At 43.4% G+C, this 17,576-nt stretch carries 12 protein-coding genes; 4 read left to right on the top strand and 8 right to left on the bottom strand.

The window, feature by feature from the left end:
* Positions 1–6 precede the first annotated feature (6 nt).
* Both DQQ10_RS08230 and DQQ10_RS08225 read left to right on the top strand, forming a co-directional pair.
* A complete protein-coding gene (locus DQQ10_RS08230; RefSeq protein ID WP_112746376.1) occupies positions 7–3,426 on the top strand; it encodes an efflux RND transporter permease subunit in 3,420 nt (1,139 codons plus the stop codon).
* A gap of 59 nt (positions 3,427–3,485) precedes the next feature.
* Entirely contained in the window at positions 3,486–4,736 is a 1,251-nt protein-coding gene (locus DQQ10_RS08225) for a metallophosphoesterase (protein WP_112746375.1), read from the top strand.
* A 97-nt stretch (positions 4,737–4,833) separates the two neighbouring features.
* Here DQQ10_RS08225 and DQQ10_RS08220 read toward each other — a convergent pair whose 3' ends face one another.
* From DQQ10_RS08220 to DQQ10_RS08190, 7 genes are all read right to left on the bottom strand, one after another.
* A complete protein-coding gene (locus tag DQQ10_RS08220; RefSeq protein WP_112746374.1) occupies positions 4,834–6,054 on the bottom strand; it encodes a DUF3999 family protein in 1,221 nt (406 codons plus the stop codon).
* Positions 6,044–8,404 carry a DUF2339 domain-containing protein gene (locus DQQ10_RS08215; protein ID WP_112746373.1) on the bottom strand — a complete coding sequence of 787 codons (2,361 nt, stop codon included), beginning with the start codon at positions 8,402–8,404 and terminating at the stop codon, positions 6,044–6,046. The genes DQQ10_RS08220 and DQQ10_RS08215 overlap by 11 nt, the downstream gene beginning before the upstream one ends.
* Positions 8,405–8,474: 70 nt before the next feature.
* Entirely contained in the window at positions 8,475–8,996 is a 522-nt protein-coding gene (locus DQQ10_RS08210) for an NAD(P)-binding domain-containing protein (protein ID WP_112746372.1), read from the bottom strand.
* 2 nt (positions 8,997–8,998) lie between these two features.
* Positions 8,999–10,531, bottom strand: a complete 1,533-nt coding sequence (locus tag DQQ10_RS08205; protein ID WP_112746371.1) for a gluconokinase — start codon at positions 10,529–10,531, stop codon at positions 8,999–9,001.
* A 111-nt stretch (positions 10,532–10,642) separates the two neighbouring features.
* Complete coding sequence (locus tag DQQ10_RS08200; RefSeq protein ID WP_245970326.1) at positions 10,643–11,095, bottom strand: DoxX family protein; 453 nt, start codon at positions 11,093–11,095, stop codon at positions 10,643–10,645.
* A gap of 194 nt (positions 11,096–11,289) precedes the next feature.
* Complete coding sequence (locus DQQ10_RS08195) at positions 11,290–12,201, bottom strand: DUF2167 domain-containing protein (RefSeq protein ID WP_112746370.1); 912 nt, start codon at positions 12,199–12,201, stop codon at positions 11,290–11,292.
* Between the two features lie 144 nt (positions 12,202–12,345).
* On the bottom strand, positions 12,346–12,669 hold the full coding sequence (locus DQQ10_RS08190; protein WP_112746369.1) for an RNA recognition motif domain-containing protein: 324 nt from the start codon (positions 12,667–12,669) through the stop codon (positions 12,346–12,348).
* Between the two features lie 517 nt (positions 12,670–13,186).
* Here DQQ10_RS08190 and DQQ10_RS08180 point away from each other — a divergent pair.
* Positions 13,187–15,745 (top strand): family 20 glycosylhydrolase, encoded by a 2,559-nt coding sequence (locus DQQ10_RS08180; RefSeq protein WP_112746367.1) that lies wholly within the window; start codon positions 13,187–13,189, stop codon positions 15,743–15,745.
* Between the two features lie 2 nt (positions 15,746–15,747).
* Positions 15,748–16,947 (top strand): DUF5009 domain-containing protein, encoded by a 1,200-nt coding sequence (locus DQQ10_RS08175; RefSeq protein WP_112746366.1) that lies wholly within the window; start codon positions 15,748–15,750, stop codon positions 16,945–16,947.
* Between the two features lie 61 nt (positions 16,948–17,008).
* On the opposite strand, the gene DQQ10_RS08170 is transcribed toward DQQ10_RS08175, so the two are convergent.
* Entirely contained in the window at positions 17,009–17,503 is a 495-nt protein-coding gene (locus DQQ10_RS08170; RefSeq protein WP_112746365.1) for a hypothetical protein, read from the bottom strand.
* Positions 17,504–17,576: the final 73 nt, after the last annotated feature.

Raw genomic sequence — 17,576 nt, 5'->3', positions numbered from 1 at the left:
TATTATATGAAAGACTTAGACAATAAAGGGTTTGGGCCCACCAACTGGGCCATTGATAATAAGATGACCATTTACGTTGCCAGCGTACTCTTAACGCTGGGTGGTATCTGGGCTTATATGACACTTCCGAAGGAGAGTTTCCCAGAGGTAGTGTTCCCGCAGATTTATGTTGCTACAGTGTATCAGGGTGCGCCACCAACAGATGTGGAGAATCTGATCACAAAGCAGATTGAGAAACAAGTGAAGTCGATTGCCGGTGTGAAGAAAATCACCAGTAATTCAGTACAGAACTTTTCGAATGTTATCATCGAATTCCAAACGGATGTTGATGTAGACGTAGCCAAGCGCGATGTGAAAGATGCGGTAGACCGTGCCAAGCCTGATCTTCCGACGCTCGAGGATGATCCTGAAGTAATTGATATCGACATTTCTGAAATGCCAATCATGTTTGTGAACCTTTCGGGAGATTTCGATCTTCAGTCGTTAAAAAGGTATGCTGAACAGATGCAGGATCGTTTCGAAGCGGTTCGTGAAATCAGAAGAGCAGATATCGTGGGTGCGTTGGATCGTGAGTTTCAAATCAACGTAGATCTCTATAAAGCATCGCTTGCTGGTGTTTCGATGATGGACGTGATGATGGCAGTGTCGAAAGAGAACGTTGTCATTCCCGGTGGTCAGCTTTCGGTGAACGGTGTGAAACGTTCTATTAGTGTGAGTGGTGAGTATGCCGATGCAACCGAAATATCTGAAACAGTAGTAGGATCAACCCCCGGTGGAAAAATCCTCTTGAAAGATATCGCCGAAGTATTGGATACACATAAGGAACAGGAAAGCTTTGCACGTCTTGACAAGAAGAACGTAGTAACGTTGAACATTGTAAAACGTAGTGGTGAAAACCTTATCCTTGCTTCTGATCAGATCAATGCGATCGTCAAAGAATTTAAAGAAGGTGTTTTACCTCCTGGTGTAGAGGTTACAATCACAGCCGATCAATCGGATAATACGCGTGTTACTTTACACGATCTGATCAACACAATCATCATCGGGTTTATCCTTGTAACCGTGATCCTGATGTTCTTCATGGGCGCAACCAATGCGATCTTCGTAGGACTTTCAGTGCCGCTGTCGAGCTTCATCGCTTTCCTCGTGTTTAAGCCAATTGGTTTTACGCTCAACATGATGACGTTGTTCTCTTTCTTGCTCGCACTCGGTATCGTTGTGGATGATGCGATTGTGGTAATTGAAAATACACATCGCGTATTCGATAATGGTAAAGTGCCGATTCGCAAGGCAGCAAAAATTGCAGCAGGCGAAATATTCTTCCCGGTATTCTGGGGAACAATGGTTGTACTTGCACCATTCATTCCATTGGCATTCTGGCCCGGTGTGATCGGTAAGTTTATGATGTATCTTCCGGTAACGTTGATCATTGCTTTGCTGGCGTCACTCGTGGTTGCTTATCTTATCAACCCGGTATTCGCGGCTGATTTCATGTCAGAGCATGATCACGATAACCACAAGCCAACAGCCACCCGTGGATTCAAAATCACAGCCGTAATTTTCGGTTCGATCGCGCTGGTGTCTTATATCATAGGCGCATTTGGAATGGGGAACTTTGCAGTATTCCTTTTTGTGATCTATGCGCTGTATCACTTCTTCATCGTTGGTGTTATTTCAAGATTCCAAACGGACACATGGCCTGGCGTACAACGTCGCTATAAAAAGATTGTGACCTGGGTTGTAAAAGGACGCCGTCCTATATGGGTAGTCTTAGTGGTATTCGGATTGCTTGTCTTCTCTGTCATATTTACTGCAATCAGAAAACCGCCTGTAGTTTTCTTCCCGAACGGTGATCCTAACTTTATCTATACCTATGTACGGATGCCAATTGGAACGGATCAGCGTGTGACGGATTCGGTTACCCAAATTGTTGAAAACAAAGTAATCGCGGTTGTAGGAAAAGATAACCCGATCGTTGAGTCTGTAATTTCCAACGTAGCAATCGGTGCCTCTGAAGATCCAATGGAAGGCGGTAACAATGCGAGTCCTCACCTTGGTAAGGTAGGTGTAGCATTTGTGAAATTCGCACAGCGTGATGGTCAGTCTACGAAAGTATACATGGATAAAATCCGCGAAGCTGTAAAAGGTATCAAGGGAGCAGAGATCTCTGTAAATCAGGAACAGAATGGACCGCCGACAGGTAAGCCGATCAACATTGAAATTGCTGCTGAAGATTTCGAACTACTGACTTCAAGTGCGGATCGTTTGAAACGTTATCTGGATTCACTTCAGATTCCTGGCGTCGAAGAATTGAAATCAGATTTTCAAGCCAACAAACCTGAAGTAACAATTAAGATCGATCGTGAAAAGGCAAATCGCGAGGGTATTTCAACAACAGATATTGGACAATTACTCGGTTCTGCGGTCTACGGTGTTGAAGTATCGAAGTATCGTGATGATAACGATGACTACCCTATTCAACTTCGGGTATTGGAACGTCAACGAAATGATGCCAATGCATTGATCAATCTGCCCGTGATTTATCGTGATATGAGTGCTGGCGGACAAGTTCGTCAGGTGCCATTGTCTGCGATTGCTACCGTAGAGTATACGAACAGTTATGCCGGTATCCGTCGTATCGATCAGAAGCGTGTAGTGACATTAGCATCAAACGTACTGAGTGATTACAATGAGAACGATGTGGTGGCACAGATCACACAGCATATCAATGACCTCAATTTTCCTGACGGGGTAACCGTGAAAATGACAGGCGCCCAGGAAGAGCAGGCTGAAACTGGAGCATTCCTGTTTATGGCATTAATTGTAGCGATATTGACGATCTTTATGATCCTCGTAATTCAGTTCAACTCAATCAGCAAGCCGGTGATTATTATCGTCGAGATTTTGTTCAGTATCATTGGTATTCTGATTGGATTTTCACTTTTCAAAATGGAGATCTCAATCGTAATGACTGGCGTAGGATTTATGGCGCTTGCAGGATTGGTTGTACGCAACGGTATCTTGTTGGTGGAGTTCATCGACTTGCTCCGTGGTCAAGGTTTGGAGTTACGTGAGGCAATTGCCGAAGCATCCATGACACGTATGACACCAGTAATGTTAACAACCATTGCCGCAACGATTGGTCTTATTCCACTCGCTGTAGGTTTGAACATCGACTTCGTAACAATGTTTACAGAGTTGAACCCGCACATCTACTTCGGTGGTGACAACGTAGCATTCTGGGGACCACTTTCATGGACGATGATCTTCGGATTGATTTTCGGAACGATCCTCACCCTTACTGTTGTACCTGCGATGTATTTGCTCATCACGAGACTAAAAGAGCGCGTCTACAAAACTTTTGGTTGGACAATGCCTCAGATTGCGATGGATAAACCATCAGAAGAAGTTAAACCAGCGGTTTAATCTGAGTGATAAAATAAATTATTCAAAAAGTCGTCTTACCTAGTAAGGCGACTTTTTTTATGAAAGCAAGAATTATGGTGATGGTGATAGCGCTGTTGATCCTGTTGGCGATCGACTATTATGTTTTTCAGGCAGTACTTGTGGTAAGCAAAGATTGGACATCCGTTTGGAGAAATGTAATGCGTATTGGTTTTTGGGTTCCGACGGTGTTGTCCTTTTCGGCTATCGCGTGGTGGGCGTTTGGTGATCAGTATACGATGACACCGCAGATGCGAACAGTAATCTTCACGAGCCTGATCGGACTTTACTTCTCGAAAATTTTCGGCGTGCTTGTATTGTTTGCTGAAGATGTTTTCCGCGGAATGAAATGGGTTGTTAACTATTTCTACAAAGGAACGGAAGAAAACTTGCCAGGTGTTTCCATATCACGCTCGGAATTTATTTCTAAAGCGGCACTCGTGGCATCTGCAATTCCCTTCGGCACGATGGCTTACGGAATCATTTCCGGTGCACATGATTATCGTGTGAGGCGTAAGACAATTTATCTCCCGAACCTACCGAAGGCATTTGATGGTATTCGACTCGGACAGATTTCGGACATTCACTCGGGAAGCTTTTTTAACAAGACTGCCGTTAAAGGTGGCGTGGAAATGATGATGCAGGAGAAACCTGATCTGATCATGTTCACCGGCGATCTGGTGAACAATGAAGCCAGTGAGGTAAAAGATTACATTAACATCTTCGATAAGTTCAAAGCGCCATTAGGTGTTTATTCTGTAACGGGTAATCACGACTATGGTGATTATGTGATGTGGAAGTCGAAGCAGATGAAGCAGGATAATTTTAACAATCTCATCGAAGCACATCGGCTGATGGGATTTGATTTGCTCATGAATGAAAATCGCTTTGTTGAAATCGGCGGCGAAAAACTTGCCATCATCGGTATCGAGAATTGGGGCGGAGGGCGGTTTGCTAAGTATGGCAAGTTGGATGAAGCATACAAAGGAACAGAAGAAGCTGCTACCAAGATTTTGCTCTCACACGATCCAAGTCATTGGGATGCACAAGTTCTTTCCATGTATCCCGATATCGACCTTGCACTCGCTGGACATACACATGGTTTTCAATTCGGTGTTGAGATAGGTGACTTCAAATGGAGTCCTTCGCAATACGCGTACAAGCAATGGGCAGGTTTATATCAAACCGGCTCGCAATATCTATATGTGAATCGTGGCTTCGGTTATCTTGGCTATCCGGGAAGAGTTGGTATGCCACCGGAGCTAACGATCCTGGAATTGAAACGAGCTTGATGATGAACGTGTTGATGTGTTGACACGTTGGCGTTGGAAAATGTTATTCGATATCGGACTGCTCGTCAGCGACTTCACCTTGAAATCAACACACTACTTACTTATTCTTCATCATCTTCATCGTGAAAAATCCAAGCACAAGGATCATGATACCCATGATCGACCAAAGCCAAACGGGGTTTTGAAACAGCGGCGTTTTTGTTTCAACTACATCTTGCTTCAATGCGATTTCATCTTGGAGTTCAAGCGTGGGTAATGTATCCGGAATGTTTTTTTCAAAGTGAACGATATCGTAAGCAGGTGCAGTGCCAAATTCATCTCCATAAAAAAGGTAGTAGTCCTGGTTCGGTTCAAGTTGTGATGCCAACGTTACTTCGGGTCTGCTTGCAGAAATAGATTTAATTTCTAGCGGTGCATTATCTTCATTGAAAACAGTAAGTTTCAATTGACGTGCTTTCGTAAGTTCGAAGTTGATGTTATTCGACTTGATAGAAGTGATGTAGCCTGTGGTGAGCGTGTTGTAGTAATAGCGAATTCCTTTGTCAGTTTTTGCACTGTCTATTAAAACTTCAAGCGTATAGTTTCGATAAAAATCGGCAGAATGCTCGATGTCTATGTTTATAAAATTGATTGGCTCTTCATACTTAAATTTGATTTCGACTACACTTTGACGCGCAGTCTTTAGGTCTGTGGCTTTCCAGCGATGTGCAACATGGTGGTGAAATCCTGTGACGAGTTTGGTAGACGTGAGAGAAGCATCTACGAATGTTACCGGTGTTCCGGAAATGGTGGCGCGTAAATAGCGATAGTTCGTCGACGGAACTAACACTTCATTGTAATTGAACTGCATTCCATTTTTGTCGAGGGCAGCAATACGTTCGTTCTCAGCAAGCGTAAACCACTCTTTTTGATCATGGCTGCCTTCGAGCGTAACCATCTCATCAAAGTTTTTTTCTTTGAAGTTGAATTGAATGTGATCGATGGTCTCGCCTTTCGGAAGCTCAAACGTGATGAAAAGCTTTCCATCGCGCGTACTTTTGTTGAGCTGCTTTACCGGAATCGTATTGACTTCTGCCGATGCTTCCCGTATTCTAATAATGTATGGTATTTCAGTGGTGTCTTTTTTGGTGACCTTAAATATTCTGATATCACCATAGTCACTTTTAATATGTTTAAAAATTTCTGAAGGAAGATTTATACCGTACCAGCCTTTGCCAGTGGGTGCCGGTATTTGTCGTGCGTAATGGTATGATGATTGCGCATGGCAAAGTATTCCAATGAAAGTAAACAATACGGCAAGCAGGTCGCTACGCTTCATTCTTTGTTTTTTTGAGTTTGTTGTAAATAAACGATGCGACAAGTAACAACACACCGAGAATGATCAGCACAACGGTGTTACCAACCGCAGATAAGTCGTCGTATAAGAAAAGTTTAATAATGGTTATGCCAAAGATTACGATTGCAACGATACGAATCAGTTTTATATCTTTTTTCAATCCATAGGCAATGAGCGCAAAAGCGTATACACTCCACAACAGAGAAAGCGCGAGTCGATCGCTATTCTCAATAGATGCATGGTCGAGTAGACTGATCATTTCACTGCTGAGAATAATCAAAACGACAAAGATTGAGAATACTTTCATCACGTTTTTGAGACGTGCATCCATCGATGGATCGTTTGTTATACTATAATTTATCCACAGCAGCGGGAGTATAATAACAAGGGAGATGTAGCGAATGACAATGTTCCCAGCACCATGTATGAATGGATCTTGATCAGAAGGATACAAATAACTTGATCTCAGCTCATACAGGGCATTGACACCACCAGTGAGGAACGAAACGATGATCAGCATATTGAAGGCTAATACTGCGTTGTCAACATACTTGTTGTGGAACCATTTACGATTGAGTAGCCACAAACTGATCATGAAGAGCGCAGCATAAAGAATACTCGACAGCGTGTTGAAATATAAATAGTCATCGTTATAGGTCGAGATATCATATTCGCTAGCAGGTTTTATTGCCGTGTCATGGTAGCGTAGGCTCCAGAAAGCATCGATTTCTTGGTAGAAGGTGCAGAATAAAACGAATCCCATAAAGATCGGAACGATCCAATTGAATGCGGTAAGCAACTTGTTTTTGGCTGTGTCAGAAGTGGGGTGCGTATCTTTGATATACAAGATAGCTCCCCATGAGGCCACGACGAGTAAAGACGACAACACTGAAATGTTAAAGAATGGACGAAGCGAACTCTGTTCGCCATCGAATTCGTAGTGCATGTAGTACATCTGCCAATCGTAGAGTAAGCCTACGAAAGTGAGTACGACTAATCCGTACGATATCTTTTCGTATATCGGGAGGTTCTTTGTTCGTCCGATCCAAAACATCAACGCAGCTTCGAGCGCCCAGATTAGCGTTACCCAGCTTCCTTCAAATTGTACAGGAACAGCAAGCGTGAGGAAAACTAAAACCATTCCGGCAAGGAGATAAAACGTCTCTCGTGGTCCTTCTTGTCGTTTGTGAATCACGAGGCACGCGACAAAATGAAGTAACGCATTGAATACGGTAAATAATCCTAAATAAAGTTCACCATTCTCCGCCATGTCAATCGCGGCATAGCCAAATCCGTAGTATAAAAATGTATTAAAGGCCAGCAGAATAACGTCGGGAATATTGAGTGATTCCTTTCGCACGAGTTTGTAGGCAAGGAATGTTGTGTAGAACGTTGCAAAAAATAGTGTCGAAAATAGAAGACCGGTTACGATATGTTTTTCCGGATCATAGTCGCCGGCAAACCAAGCCATGTAAATCAGCCATGTAAGGCCAAAGGCGATATAATAAAGAACCTTCCATGCTTTTTTGAAACTCAGTATAAGTATACCGATGTTGATAATGGTCATGTAGCTGAAAAGGATATGCACTCTTCCTGAACCATCGCTGAGCATGAACGGCACGGCATAAGCGCCGACAAGGCCAATGATAGCGATAACCTTCATGTCATATTGTAGCGCAGCAAAGACGGTGAACCCTGTAAATACAACCATCAGTACGAATGCCATTGCTTGCGGAATGAGATCGTAAAACGCATACGCGGCGAAGGTCATAAAATACAAAGTGGCCATACCTCCGCTTAACAGCACAGCACTAAATGCAAGGTATTTTGGATTCGGCTTTAAGCGCATAGCCAAGGCGATTAAAACACCACCCGCTACATAGCCTAAGATGATTCGTGTTACCTCGTTGATAAGCTCAAGATCGATTGCGTATTTTGCACCGATACCTAAACCGATCACCACCGCGGCAATACCAATTTTATTTAAGATGTTGGTGCCGATAAATTCTTCTACGGCGTTACGATCGTCGGGCGATCTTCTTGGCTTAAACCCGCCACGTGTGGGTATGGGTGGCGGCATCGCAGGCTTGTTAGCAACAGGTGGCGGCGTGACCGGAGGTAGCGTTTTCTTTTCTTCGACTGGAATCGGTTTGATTTCCGGTGTCTTTTCGGCAACCGTAATGGACGGCTCATCGACAGTGGTTGGTGTTGATAATATCTTCAACTCCTGCCGTATTTGTGTGATATCAAATGCAAGTTTCTCTTGTTGCTTGCTGAGGATGTCCACTTTATCCGTAAGGTCTTTGAGCTTTTGGCGTTGTAATTCGTCCATGCTAGAAGTTTGAGGTCCTTATAAAAAGCTAAAATACATTATTCGTTCGACAATCCTTTGACGTTCGCGATCATGACTCCTGTGAGAACTGACGTCGAGCATCTCCACAAAGTCCGGTGTAATGATAGTTCGGTTCATCGAATGCCTTTTTAAGTATGGGGATGCAATAGTTGTAAGCGAAACGATTTCCCCCGATCCAGAGTTTTAACGTTGGATCAGAATGTACTAAAACGGCGTCCATAAGATCTATTTGATATCCTTGGGCATATCGCAATCGTGCCCCCAATTCATGGGGTGTTGAATGGCTACAATCAATTAAGATATCGCTCACCGCGAAGTAGCTGATGTAGTTTTCCAAAAAAAGGTCGAGTTCTTTTCCATCATTGAGAAAACTCCATACAACCCGTTTGGTGTCAATAGCATCAAAGAATTCGTCAACGTAAGCAGCAACGCGTGTGTTACCTATGGTGAAGGCTTCACGTATAGCCTTATCGTTGTCGAATGCGATAATGCGCAACCCGGCTTGGTAAAGTTTGGTGGCGAATGCAATGGATAGGGGAGTGAGCCCGATAATGCCAATCGTGTTTGTCATCGTTATTTTCGTTCGGCGATCACCATATCGTCATGTTGCATGCGTTGAAAGTCAGACCAAATCGCCATATCGAGCATGAGGTTCTTATATAGATTTTTGTACAACGGAAAAATGCGTTCTTGGTATACGCGATGGTTGTCTAATTGTGGTTTAAAGATCACGGGATCTGGTTGCTTAAGTTCATGATAATCTTGTATGACGCCAAGAGATTTCATAGCCATATAAACGGCGCCGATAGCTGAGGCATCTTCTGTGCTGATGAGTACGATTGGTTTTCCAAAAATATCAGCGAGTAGTTGAAGCCATTCTTTCGAGCGAACAAAGCCTCCACTCACGCGAATTTCTTGAATCTCAAGACCTGATTCGATGAGTGCATCACCGATGTGGTATAGTGAGAGACAAATGCCTTCGAGCAATGCGCGTGTGAAATGTGATTGTGTATGTTGTGTGCTGATGCCAAAGAAGACGCCACAGGCATCACTGTTCCAAATCGGTGCCCTATCGCCGAGGAGATAGGGGAGAAAGATCAATCCATTTGCTCCTGCAGGCGTTTCAAATAAATCATCGAAGATTTCGTGATAATCGTCGGCAGACTTCAACGCGCGTTTTAAAAAATGTTGCACATACCATTTTAAGATTACGCCACCATTGTTAATCGGTCCACCAGAGATGAACGTCTCTTCATCAAGGTGGTAGTTGAACGTCATCGCCTTAAAGTTGAAAATGGGTTTTGGGCTGGCAACGCGGATCGCACCACTCGTGCCAATGGTAAGGGCAGCAATTCCAGGGTTGATTGCAAAACTGCCAAGATTGGCCATGCATCCATCACTTGCGCCAATGACAAACGTTGTGTCAGTACTGATTGAAAGCTTTTCGGCGATAAGCTTATTGGTGAGTGTTCTTTTGAACGATGTTGATACGGGCGTAGACAGTTGGTTTATGGATATGCCGCAAAGATTCATGGCCGTTTCATTCCACTGCCTTAATTCAAGGTCGAACAATCCGGTAGCGGATGCGATGGAATGATCAACTTCAAATGTTTCAAAAAGCTTGAACCAAATAAATTCTTTGATGGAAATAAATGTCGAGGTGTTGGTAAAACATGTCGGATCATTTTCTTTCAACCACAGGATTTTACAGAGCGGCGACATGGCATGGATGGGCGTTCCGGTTTGCGTATATAATTTATCACCCAGAGCACTATTCTTAATTCTTTCAGCAATAGATGCGCTGCGGTTATCAGCCCAAGTAATCATATTGCTGACGGCATTCCTGTTGTGATCCATGCAGATTAGACTGTGCATGGCACTGCTTAGCGCGATGGCTACCGGTGTATGCTTCAGTTCTTGGATTGTATTTTGAATGCACGTTACGAACGCATTCCAGATTACATTTGGATCTTGTTCGTGGTGCTGCGGTTGAGGAACGATGGACGGGTAGGGGACCTGCGCGATGTGAATGACCTCGCCTTTACTATTGAGGGAAACGGCTTTGGTGCTACCCGTTCCGATGTCGATGCCTATAAAGTACTTCATGCGGTTGTTACAAGGCTTCAAATTACGGATTCTGAAGGCACAAATAAAAAGGGCATCTAACGGTTAGATGCCCTCTCGGTTTAGGTTAAATGAATAGGTGGTTAATCGTGCTTAGAAGTTTGAAATTCCCATTTCTTTTCTACGTTTCGCGTCAATGGAATAACGACCTGCACCAAAGATCATAAAGACGATCAAGCCCACGAGCACGATCAGTGAAAGCCATAACTCCATGTGTTGTGCGATAGAATAAAATCCTTTCGGATAGTTTACTAAGAAAACGGCACCGACAAGTATCGGTAACTGGATCAATGATGCAATTCGTGTGAAGAGGCCAAAAGCGATTAGTGGCCCGCCGAGAATATGTGCGAACACAACATAATGTGCGAGCGCAGCGCCAGCGAAGTAAACATTCACGCCAGATGTGGTTGTCTCGAGCATCTGCATGTGGGTGATAAAATATAAACCTTTGTACGTTATGAAAACACCCAATACAATTCTGAAGATATCAAGAAAACCAGGGCGGTGACTGTTACCCCATTTTTCTACATCGGTGATAACACTCATAAACTTGTGATTTGTTTATACAAAGTTTACAAAAAAATGAGCACAAGCGCAATTGAAAGTTGCAAACGATTTTGCTTCCAAAGTTGAGCGCACGGTATAAAAAAAATACCGGCTTCAATCGTTAAACCCATGATCGACTAACATTGATTTTGTTTCCGTCATGGGCTCTGACGAAGCCGGTATCGTTATGAAAGCTAAGCTTGTGGTGTATCAGAGGTTCCGCCGATATCTCTCACATCGGGGCCATTTACTTTCTTTTTAAACAGCTTCCACAGTGCGGTGATGGCAGCCATTACAGCAATCCCAATCAATTTGATATTCTTCAAGATCACGGCGAAGAAGCCTGCTTTGGCAAGAACCTTTCCTGCTACGAGTCCACCAATCGTCCAAGCTGCAACTTCGTCGATGTCTGGATCGAAATCACTATAGCGCTTGCCTTCTGCATAATTGAATGCAGTAAGAACCGATGGAATATTTTGTTGCACCGTCGCCAATTGATTGATGCCTGCAACGGCTTGTAGTTGCAAGTGTCCTTTGCGTCCGAGGATGCGAACATCGTAATTCAAAGTATTCAGTTCTGCTTCACCAAACTTAAGTTCCTTTGCCCAATAGAGTACCTTTTTATCAGCATCATAGTATGGTGTCGATGCCCAGCCAACAAGTTCAATAGGTTCGTACCCTTGCTTCTTGCGCTCTTCATTCCAAGTTGCACCGTCTTCGCGCATTTGTGTGAGTAGTTCTTCATAGTCGATATCATCGGCGTCACCATCTTCTACATAACCAGATTCATCATACGTTATGATGAATGCCCAGCTTTCGTCGTGCATCACACCACCGTTTTCAGGAACAAGCATACCCAATGTTCCTTCTCCACCCGGATTTCCCCAGAGGTCATGAATTACATACTGTGATTGCTCGGGATCTACGTAAGCAAATCCTTTCGGAACGCTGAGTGTGCCGATGTCGTCACCGATTTTTATTTCGCCAGTTTGATAGTGGAATTTTGATTCGAGGCTGTCGATAAATGCTTGAGCACTGTCGAATTCTTGTGCTTGTATGTTGAACGCGAATGCAAACAACAAAAGACAGAACAATATCTTTTTCATTGGGGTTAGATGTTAGTGGCAGCAAGAACGTATTTTATTTTTGAATTTGACGAGCCGCGTAAGTTTTTGAGTTTTCTCGTCGCGATTCAATGCGCAAAAAAAAAGCTGCCCTAGTTGGACAGCTTTTCTTCATTATCTCAGTGATTAATATTCGTTGTTGTTTCTGCGATTGAAGCCTCCACCGCCACCGCTTCTGAAACCACCACCGCCAGAGCGAGGAGCATCAGTTTTAGGTCTAGCTTCGTTAACTACAAGAGTCTTGCCTAAGAAATTAAAACCGTTGAGGCTTGTGATGGCCTGTCGGGCAGCAGCTTCATCAGCCATTTCGATAAAACCGAAACCACGGCTGCGTTGAGTAACTTTGTCCATGATGATTTTGGCAGAAGAAACTTCGCCATACTCTTCGAATAATCCCCTCAATTCCTGTTCGGATGCCTTAAAAGGGATGTTGGCAACGTAAATGTTCATTGTACTAGTAATAAATGAGAAATTAATTTTTTTAACTGACTGACTTTACAATGATCTACAAGTAGTATCGCGTGAAGAAAATCAATTAGTCGATAAAGGTAATTAGATTTTTCGAAAATAAAAGCGGGGGTTCATTTACCGCATTTCTGCAGTGATTTGGCCGTTTTTCTGCTTTTTTCAACGCTTTTAAAAGCACAATTCTCCATCGGATGTGCACCGCAATGGCCATGTTTTTGGTGATTTTGTGATGTACTATATCGCATGCGATCACGAGAATTTTTGACCTAAAATTTTTTGATTAGATGTCGTCATCATCACCGAACAATCGCACGATAAACGTTGTGTGTGATCGCAAATATTCAACCGATATGTTGAAGCATATTGAGGATGTGCGCGTGTGTTCAATAGTTTTTGTAAATGTGTCTGTGTGCTTGCTAAATTTCATTCACGCTATGAAGGGTGAATGTTCAAATCAATTTATATTGACTGCCGAATTTTCAGACACCGCTACACCACAATGATCAAAACAATTTTTACAATTATCATGCTCATGATTTCGAGCGTTACATTTTCACAACAACTGCCCGACGTTAGCAAATTGTATATCGAATGGGAGGTTGTTGAGAACAACCATCAAAATGAAACCGCTACGCTTTCAGCTTTCACCATTACCAATAAAGGCAAACAGATCTTTCCATCATCGGGATGGAGCATGTATTTCAATTTTATTCGCGATATAAAATCATCAACCGGTAGTGTGCGCGTTGAACGGTTGAACGGCGACTTATTCCGTGTGTTTCCACTAAAAAATTTCGAAGGCATAAAACCTGGAGCTTCGTTACGAATTGAATTTGTGTCGGGTGATTGGGTGGTGAACTTTACCGATGCGCCTGCGGGTTTGTATTTTATTTTTGATGCAGCACCAACGAAAGGCTATTCAATTTCTCATTACACCGTCAAGCCCTCGACTACTCCAAAACAATATCTACGTTTTGCAGCCGACAAAATCGGATTGATCACACCGGAGATGTTGTACGAGCAAAATAGAATTATAACAACGTTGCCTGAAAAGGATATTGTAAAAATTTTTCCAGCACCGCTACAATACCAAGTATTAACGGGTTCAGTTGAACTTAACGCGCATGTAGAAATTGTATCCGACCAGACTTTCTCCAATGAGGCGAGCTACCTTGCAGAAACATTATTCGGCATTCTTGGAAAGAAACCGGTTGTAGTACCCACTGCCACGTCTGGGAAAATGAAGATTCAATTTGTAAAATCAGATTTCCCGGAAGAAGCCTATGAACTAAACATAAATGATACTGGTGTAACGATTACGGCGTCTTCTGGTCATGGCATCTTCAACGGTGTACAATCTTTCTTGAGTCTGATGCCGCCGTCCACGTGGGCGTCAATAAAATCAGAGGTGGTGGTTCCGTTTGTTTCAGTGAAAGACGAACCACGTTTCCCTCATCGTGCTTTCATGCTGGATGTATCGAGAAATTTTCAGACGAAGCAACAGATCCTGCGCCTCCTTGATTTGATGGCAATGTATAAATTAAATGTATTTCATTTTCATCTCACCGAAGACGAGGGCTGGCGTCTTGAAATTCCGTCCCTTCCTGAGCTAACAGAGGTGGGTTCAAAACGTGGACATACATTGGATAGTAAACAGTTTTTACCTCCCTCTTTTGGATCTGGACCTAATGTAACAACGCCTTATGGTAGCGGATACTACACACGCGCTGACTTTATTGAAATCCTCCGTTATGCGACGAAGAGACACATCACCGTCATTACAGAAATCGAAACGCCTGGTCACGCACGTGCTGCCGTGAAATCCATGGACGCGCGTTACGAATGCTTGATGAAGGAAGGGAAGAAAGCGGAAGCTGAGAAATATTTGCTTCGCGACCTACAAGATGCCTCTGAGTATCGTTCGGTACAAGGATGGACAGACAATGTGATTAACGTCGCCGTTCCTTCTGTGTATACTTTTTTGGAAACTGTAGTTGATGATGTACTTGCGATGTACAAGGAAGCACAAGCGCCGATCAATACAATTCACTTTGGCGGCGATGAAGTGCCAGCAGGTGTTTGGGAAAAGTCGCCGGCGGTTGAGCAGTTAATGAAAGTCAATCATAACATTAAGTCGACTGATGACTTGTGGTACTACTACTATGGCAAGGTCAATGATATCGCGAAAAAGAGAGGACTTACATTGTATGGTTGGGAAGAGATTGCCATGCGCAAAACAATGCTTGACGGAAATAAAGCATACATTCCAAATCCTGATTTTGTGAGGGAGGGACTTCAAGTAGACGTTTGGAATAACGTGCTAGGTTGGGGTGCGGAAGATCTCGCGTACCAACTTGCAAATGCTGGATATAAAGTTGTTCTCTCGTGCGTGTCGAATTTGTATTTCGATATGGCCTATCATAAATCCTTCGAAGAACCAGGATACTATTGGGGCGCATTTACAGACTTGGACAAACCATACTACTTCATCCCGTATGACTATTTTAAAAACTCGAAGGAGGACAAATTAGGCAATGCGTTGGATCGTAAGATATTCATCGGCAAAGAACGTTTAACGGATTACGGAAAGAAGAACATTGTAGGCATACAAGGGTTGCTGTGGTCTGAAACGGTACAAGGACCTGATCGCATGGAATACATGATTCTACCAAAGATGCTTTCGCTGGCAGCAAGAGCTTGGGAGAAAGACCCAGCATGGGCACAAGAGAAGGATGAGAAAAAAAGTGAGGCAATGTATCAGGAGGCGTGGTCGTCATACCTCAACGTTGTTGGTCAACGCGAGCTTGTTCGTCTTGATAATTTTAGAGGCGGATACCATTATCGGATACCATCGCCAGGCGCCATTGTTGCCAACGGCAAAGTTTTAGCAAACATTCAATTGCCGGGACTAACCATTCGTTATACGACCGATGGTAGTGAGCCCACACCGAAGAGCAAAGTGTACACAGGTCCGCTGGCGGCGAAGGGAAACGTTACGCTAAAAGCATTTAACACGAAGGGCCGTTCTGGAAGATCATCTACTATTTCTAATCCCTAATCATGAGCATTTACAATTCACTGACCACACAACGCATCTTGTCGATTGATGCACTTCGCGGGATTACAATTCTTGTGATGATATTCGTAAATGAACTTGCAGGTGTTGAAGGCGTGCCACTGTGGATGAAGCACATGCCCGCTGATGCTGATGCGATGACTTTCGTTGATGTTGTATTCCCTTCTTTCCTTTTTATTGTTGGCATGTCGATACCTTTCGCGATTAACAATAGAATTGTGAAAGGCGATGGATTATTTCAACTGCAATGGCATATTCTCTTTCGAGCGATAGGCTTGCTGGTGCTTGGTGTATTCATGGTCAATGCAGAGACAGGATACAACGAAGCCGCTATGGGTATGTCAATATCCACATGGTCGTTGTTGTTTTATGTCTGTGTAATCTTGGTGTGGAATGTTTACACCTTCGACAACAAAACGTTTAAATACATCTTGCGTGGTATCGGTGTTGTAGGACTCGTAGTGCTTGCGTTTATATTTCGAGGCGGAGAAGATGGAACCGAAACACTGCAGCCGCAGTGGTGGGGCATCTTAGGACTTATTGGTTGGGCCTATCTGATTGCAAGCATGCTTTATCAATTGGTGAAAGGGAATCTAATCGGCTTGATCATTTGCTTTGTCGCTTGTATCGTATTTTTTATTGTTGGAAAGATGCCGTCGCTACAGGAGATCGATGTGCTTGCTTGGATGAAAGGTCAGACGGGGCACGCGATCCATACGCTACTCGTGTTGGGTGGAATCATTCTTTCGTTGTTGTTTTTTGATCACGCAAAACCAAAATCGATATTGCGCCGTTCTGTGGAAGCGTTTTTGTTCGCTGCGATTATGATTGTAATAGGATTCTTCTTAAGGCCGTATTACCAAATCTCGAAAATTTGGGCAACACCAACATGGGCGTTATACTCAGCAGCGATCTGTACGTTGATTTTTATTTTCTTGTACTGGTTGATCGATATTAAAAAAGTAAGTGGCTGGACAGGCTTCTTCCGACCCGCAGCAACCAATCCTTTGCTCACATACATCATTCCGTTCATTCTGATGCATTTGATGAGCATACTACACTTACATTGGCCAAGTGAACTTCATCGTGCGCCAGTAGGTATAGTATGGTCAATCGTTTTTGCCGTAATGGTGATGATGATCGCGACAGGCTTGAATAAACTTAAGGTGCGATTACAACTTTAGCCATCACGATCAACATACTATGGAGGCGCGTCATCAACCGGTTCATGTATGGGCCGGCGACTTATAACTTGAGATAGGTGTCTAGTTTTCCTTCTTGTTGCGCGGCCAGGGCCCTGTTGAGTTCCTTAAACTTTTTAATGCCATACGCATCGTTTCCACAGTAGTTTAGAAATATTTCATAAGAGCCTTTCTTTAGCTGAGCAGCATTGGATTCATTCGGGTTTGATAGGAAATACTTCGCCATTGAAGCCATGAATACTCCGAGCAGTTTGTCGTTCTTCTCCATGAAGGGTTGAAAGCTTGCATCAATTGCAAATTGATGATCGGGCGTGCCACTCATCCAGAGAATGATAAATTTGAAAGCAATCCGTTGATTTTTGTCGGTGTCGCTAGGTTTGGTAGTGAGGACGTAATTCGACATTTCCAAGATTGCAGGTTCAACCGGCTTATAATCTTCTTTTACCTTGAAGGTATAGTTGTCGTACTGGGCGAAATCTTGCGCGTGGAGAACGGTTGCGGCAAGGGCAAAGCAGAACATTCCAATAATGGCTTTCATGATCAATTGGGGTTTGTAAAAAAAAATAATCAGACAATCTCAAGTTAAGGATTATCTGATTACTTAAAAATTT

The sequence above is a fragment of the Pseudochryseolinea flava genome, assembly GCF_003286915.1.
Taxonomy (GTDB): Bacteria; Bacteroidota; Bacteroidia; order Cytophagales; family Cyclobacteriaceae; genus Ohtaekwangia; species Ohtaekwangia flava.
The sequence above is the reverse complement of the archived record's forward strand: the minus strand, read 5'-3'. Positions and strand labels throughout refer to the sequence as shown.

What these genes read in the sequence shown, in the direction of transcription:
- DQQ10_RS08230 (WP_112746376.1), top strand. Translation starts at nt 7, where the DNA reads ATGAAAGACTTAGACAATAAAGGGTTTGGGCCCACCAACTGGGCCATT.
- DQQ10_RS08215 (WP_112746373.1), bottom strand. Translation starts at nt 8,404, where the DNA reads ATGGACGAATTACAACGCCAAAAGCTCAAAGACCTTACGGATAAAGTG.
- DQQ10_RS08170 (WP_112746365.1), bottom strand. Translation starts at nt 17,503, where the DNA reads ATGAAAGCCATTATTGGAATGTTCTGCTTTGCCCTTGCCGCAACCGTT.
- DQQ10_RS08190 (WP_112746369.1), bottom strand. Translation starts at nt 12,669, where the DNA reads ATGAACATTTACGTTGCCAACATCCCTTTTAAGGCATCCGAACAGGAA.
- DQQ10_RS08180 (WP_112746367.1), top strand. Translation starts at nt 13,187, where the DNA reads ATGATCAAAACAATTTTTACAATTATCATGCTCATGATTTCGAGCGTT.
- DQQ10_RS08205 (WP_112746371.1), bottom strand. Translation starts at nt 10,531, where the DNA reads ATGAAGTACTTTATAGGCATCGACATCGGAACGGGTAGCACCAAAGCC.
- DQQ10_RS08210 (WP_112746372.1), bottom strand. Translation starts at nt 8,996, where the DNA reads ATGACAAACACGATTGGCATTATCGGGCTCACTCCCCTATCCATTGCA.
- DQQ10_RS08225 (WP_112746375.1), top strand. Translation starts at nt 3,486, where the DNA reads ATGAAAGCAAGAATTATGGTGATGGTGATAGCGCTGTTGATCCTGTTG.
- DQQ10_RS08220 (WP_112746374.1), bottom strand. Translation starts at nt 6,054, where the DNA reads ATGAAGCGTAGCGACCTGCTTGCCGTATTGTTTACTTTCATTGGAATA.
- DQQ10_RS08200 (WP_245970326.1), bottom strand. Translation starts at nt 11,095, where the DNA reads ATGAGTGTTATCACCGATGTAGAAAAATGGGGTAACAGTCACCGCCCT.
- DQQ10_RS08195 (WP_112746370.1), bottom strand. Translation starts at nt 12,201, where the DNA reads ATGAAAAAGATATTGTTCTGTCTTTTGTTGTTTGCATTCGCGTTCAAC.
- DQQ10_RS08175 (WP_112746366.1), top strand. Translation starts at nt 15,748, where the DNA reads ATGAGCATTTACAATTCACTGACCACACAACGCATCTTGTCGATTGAT.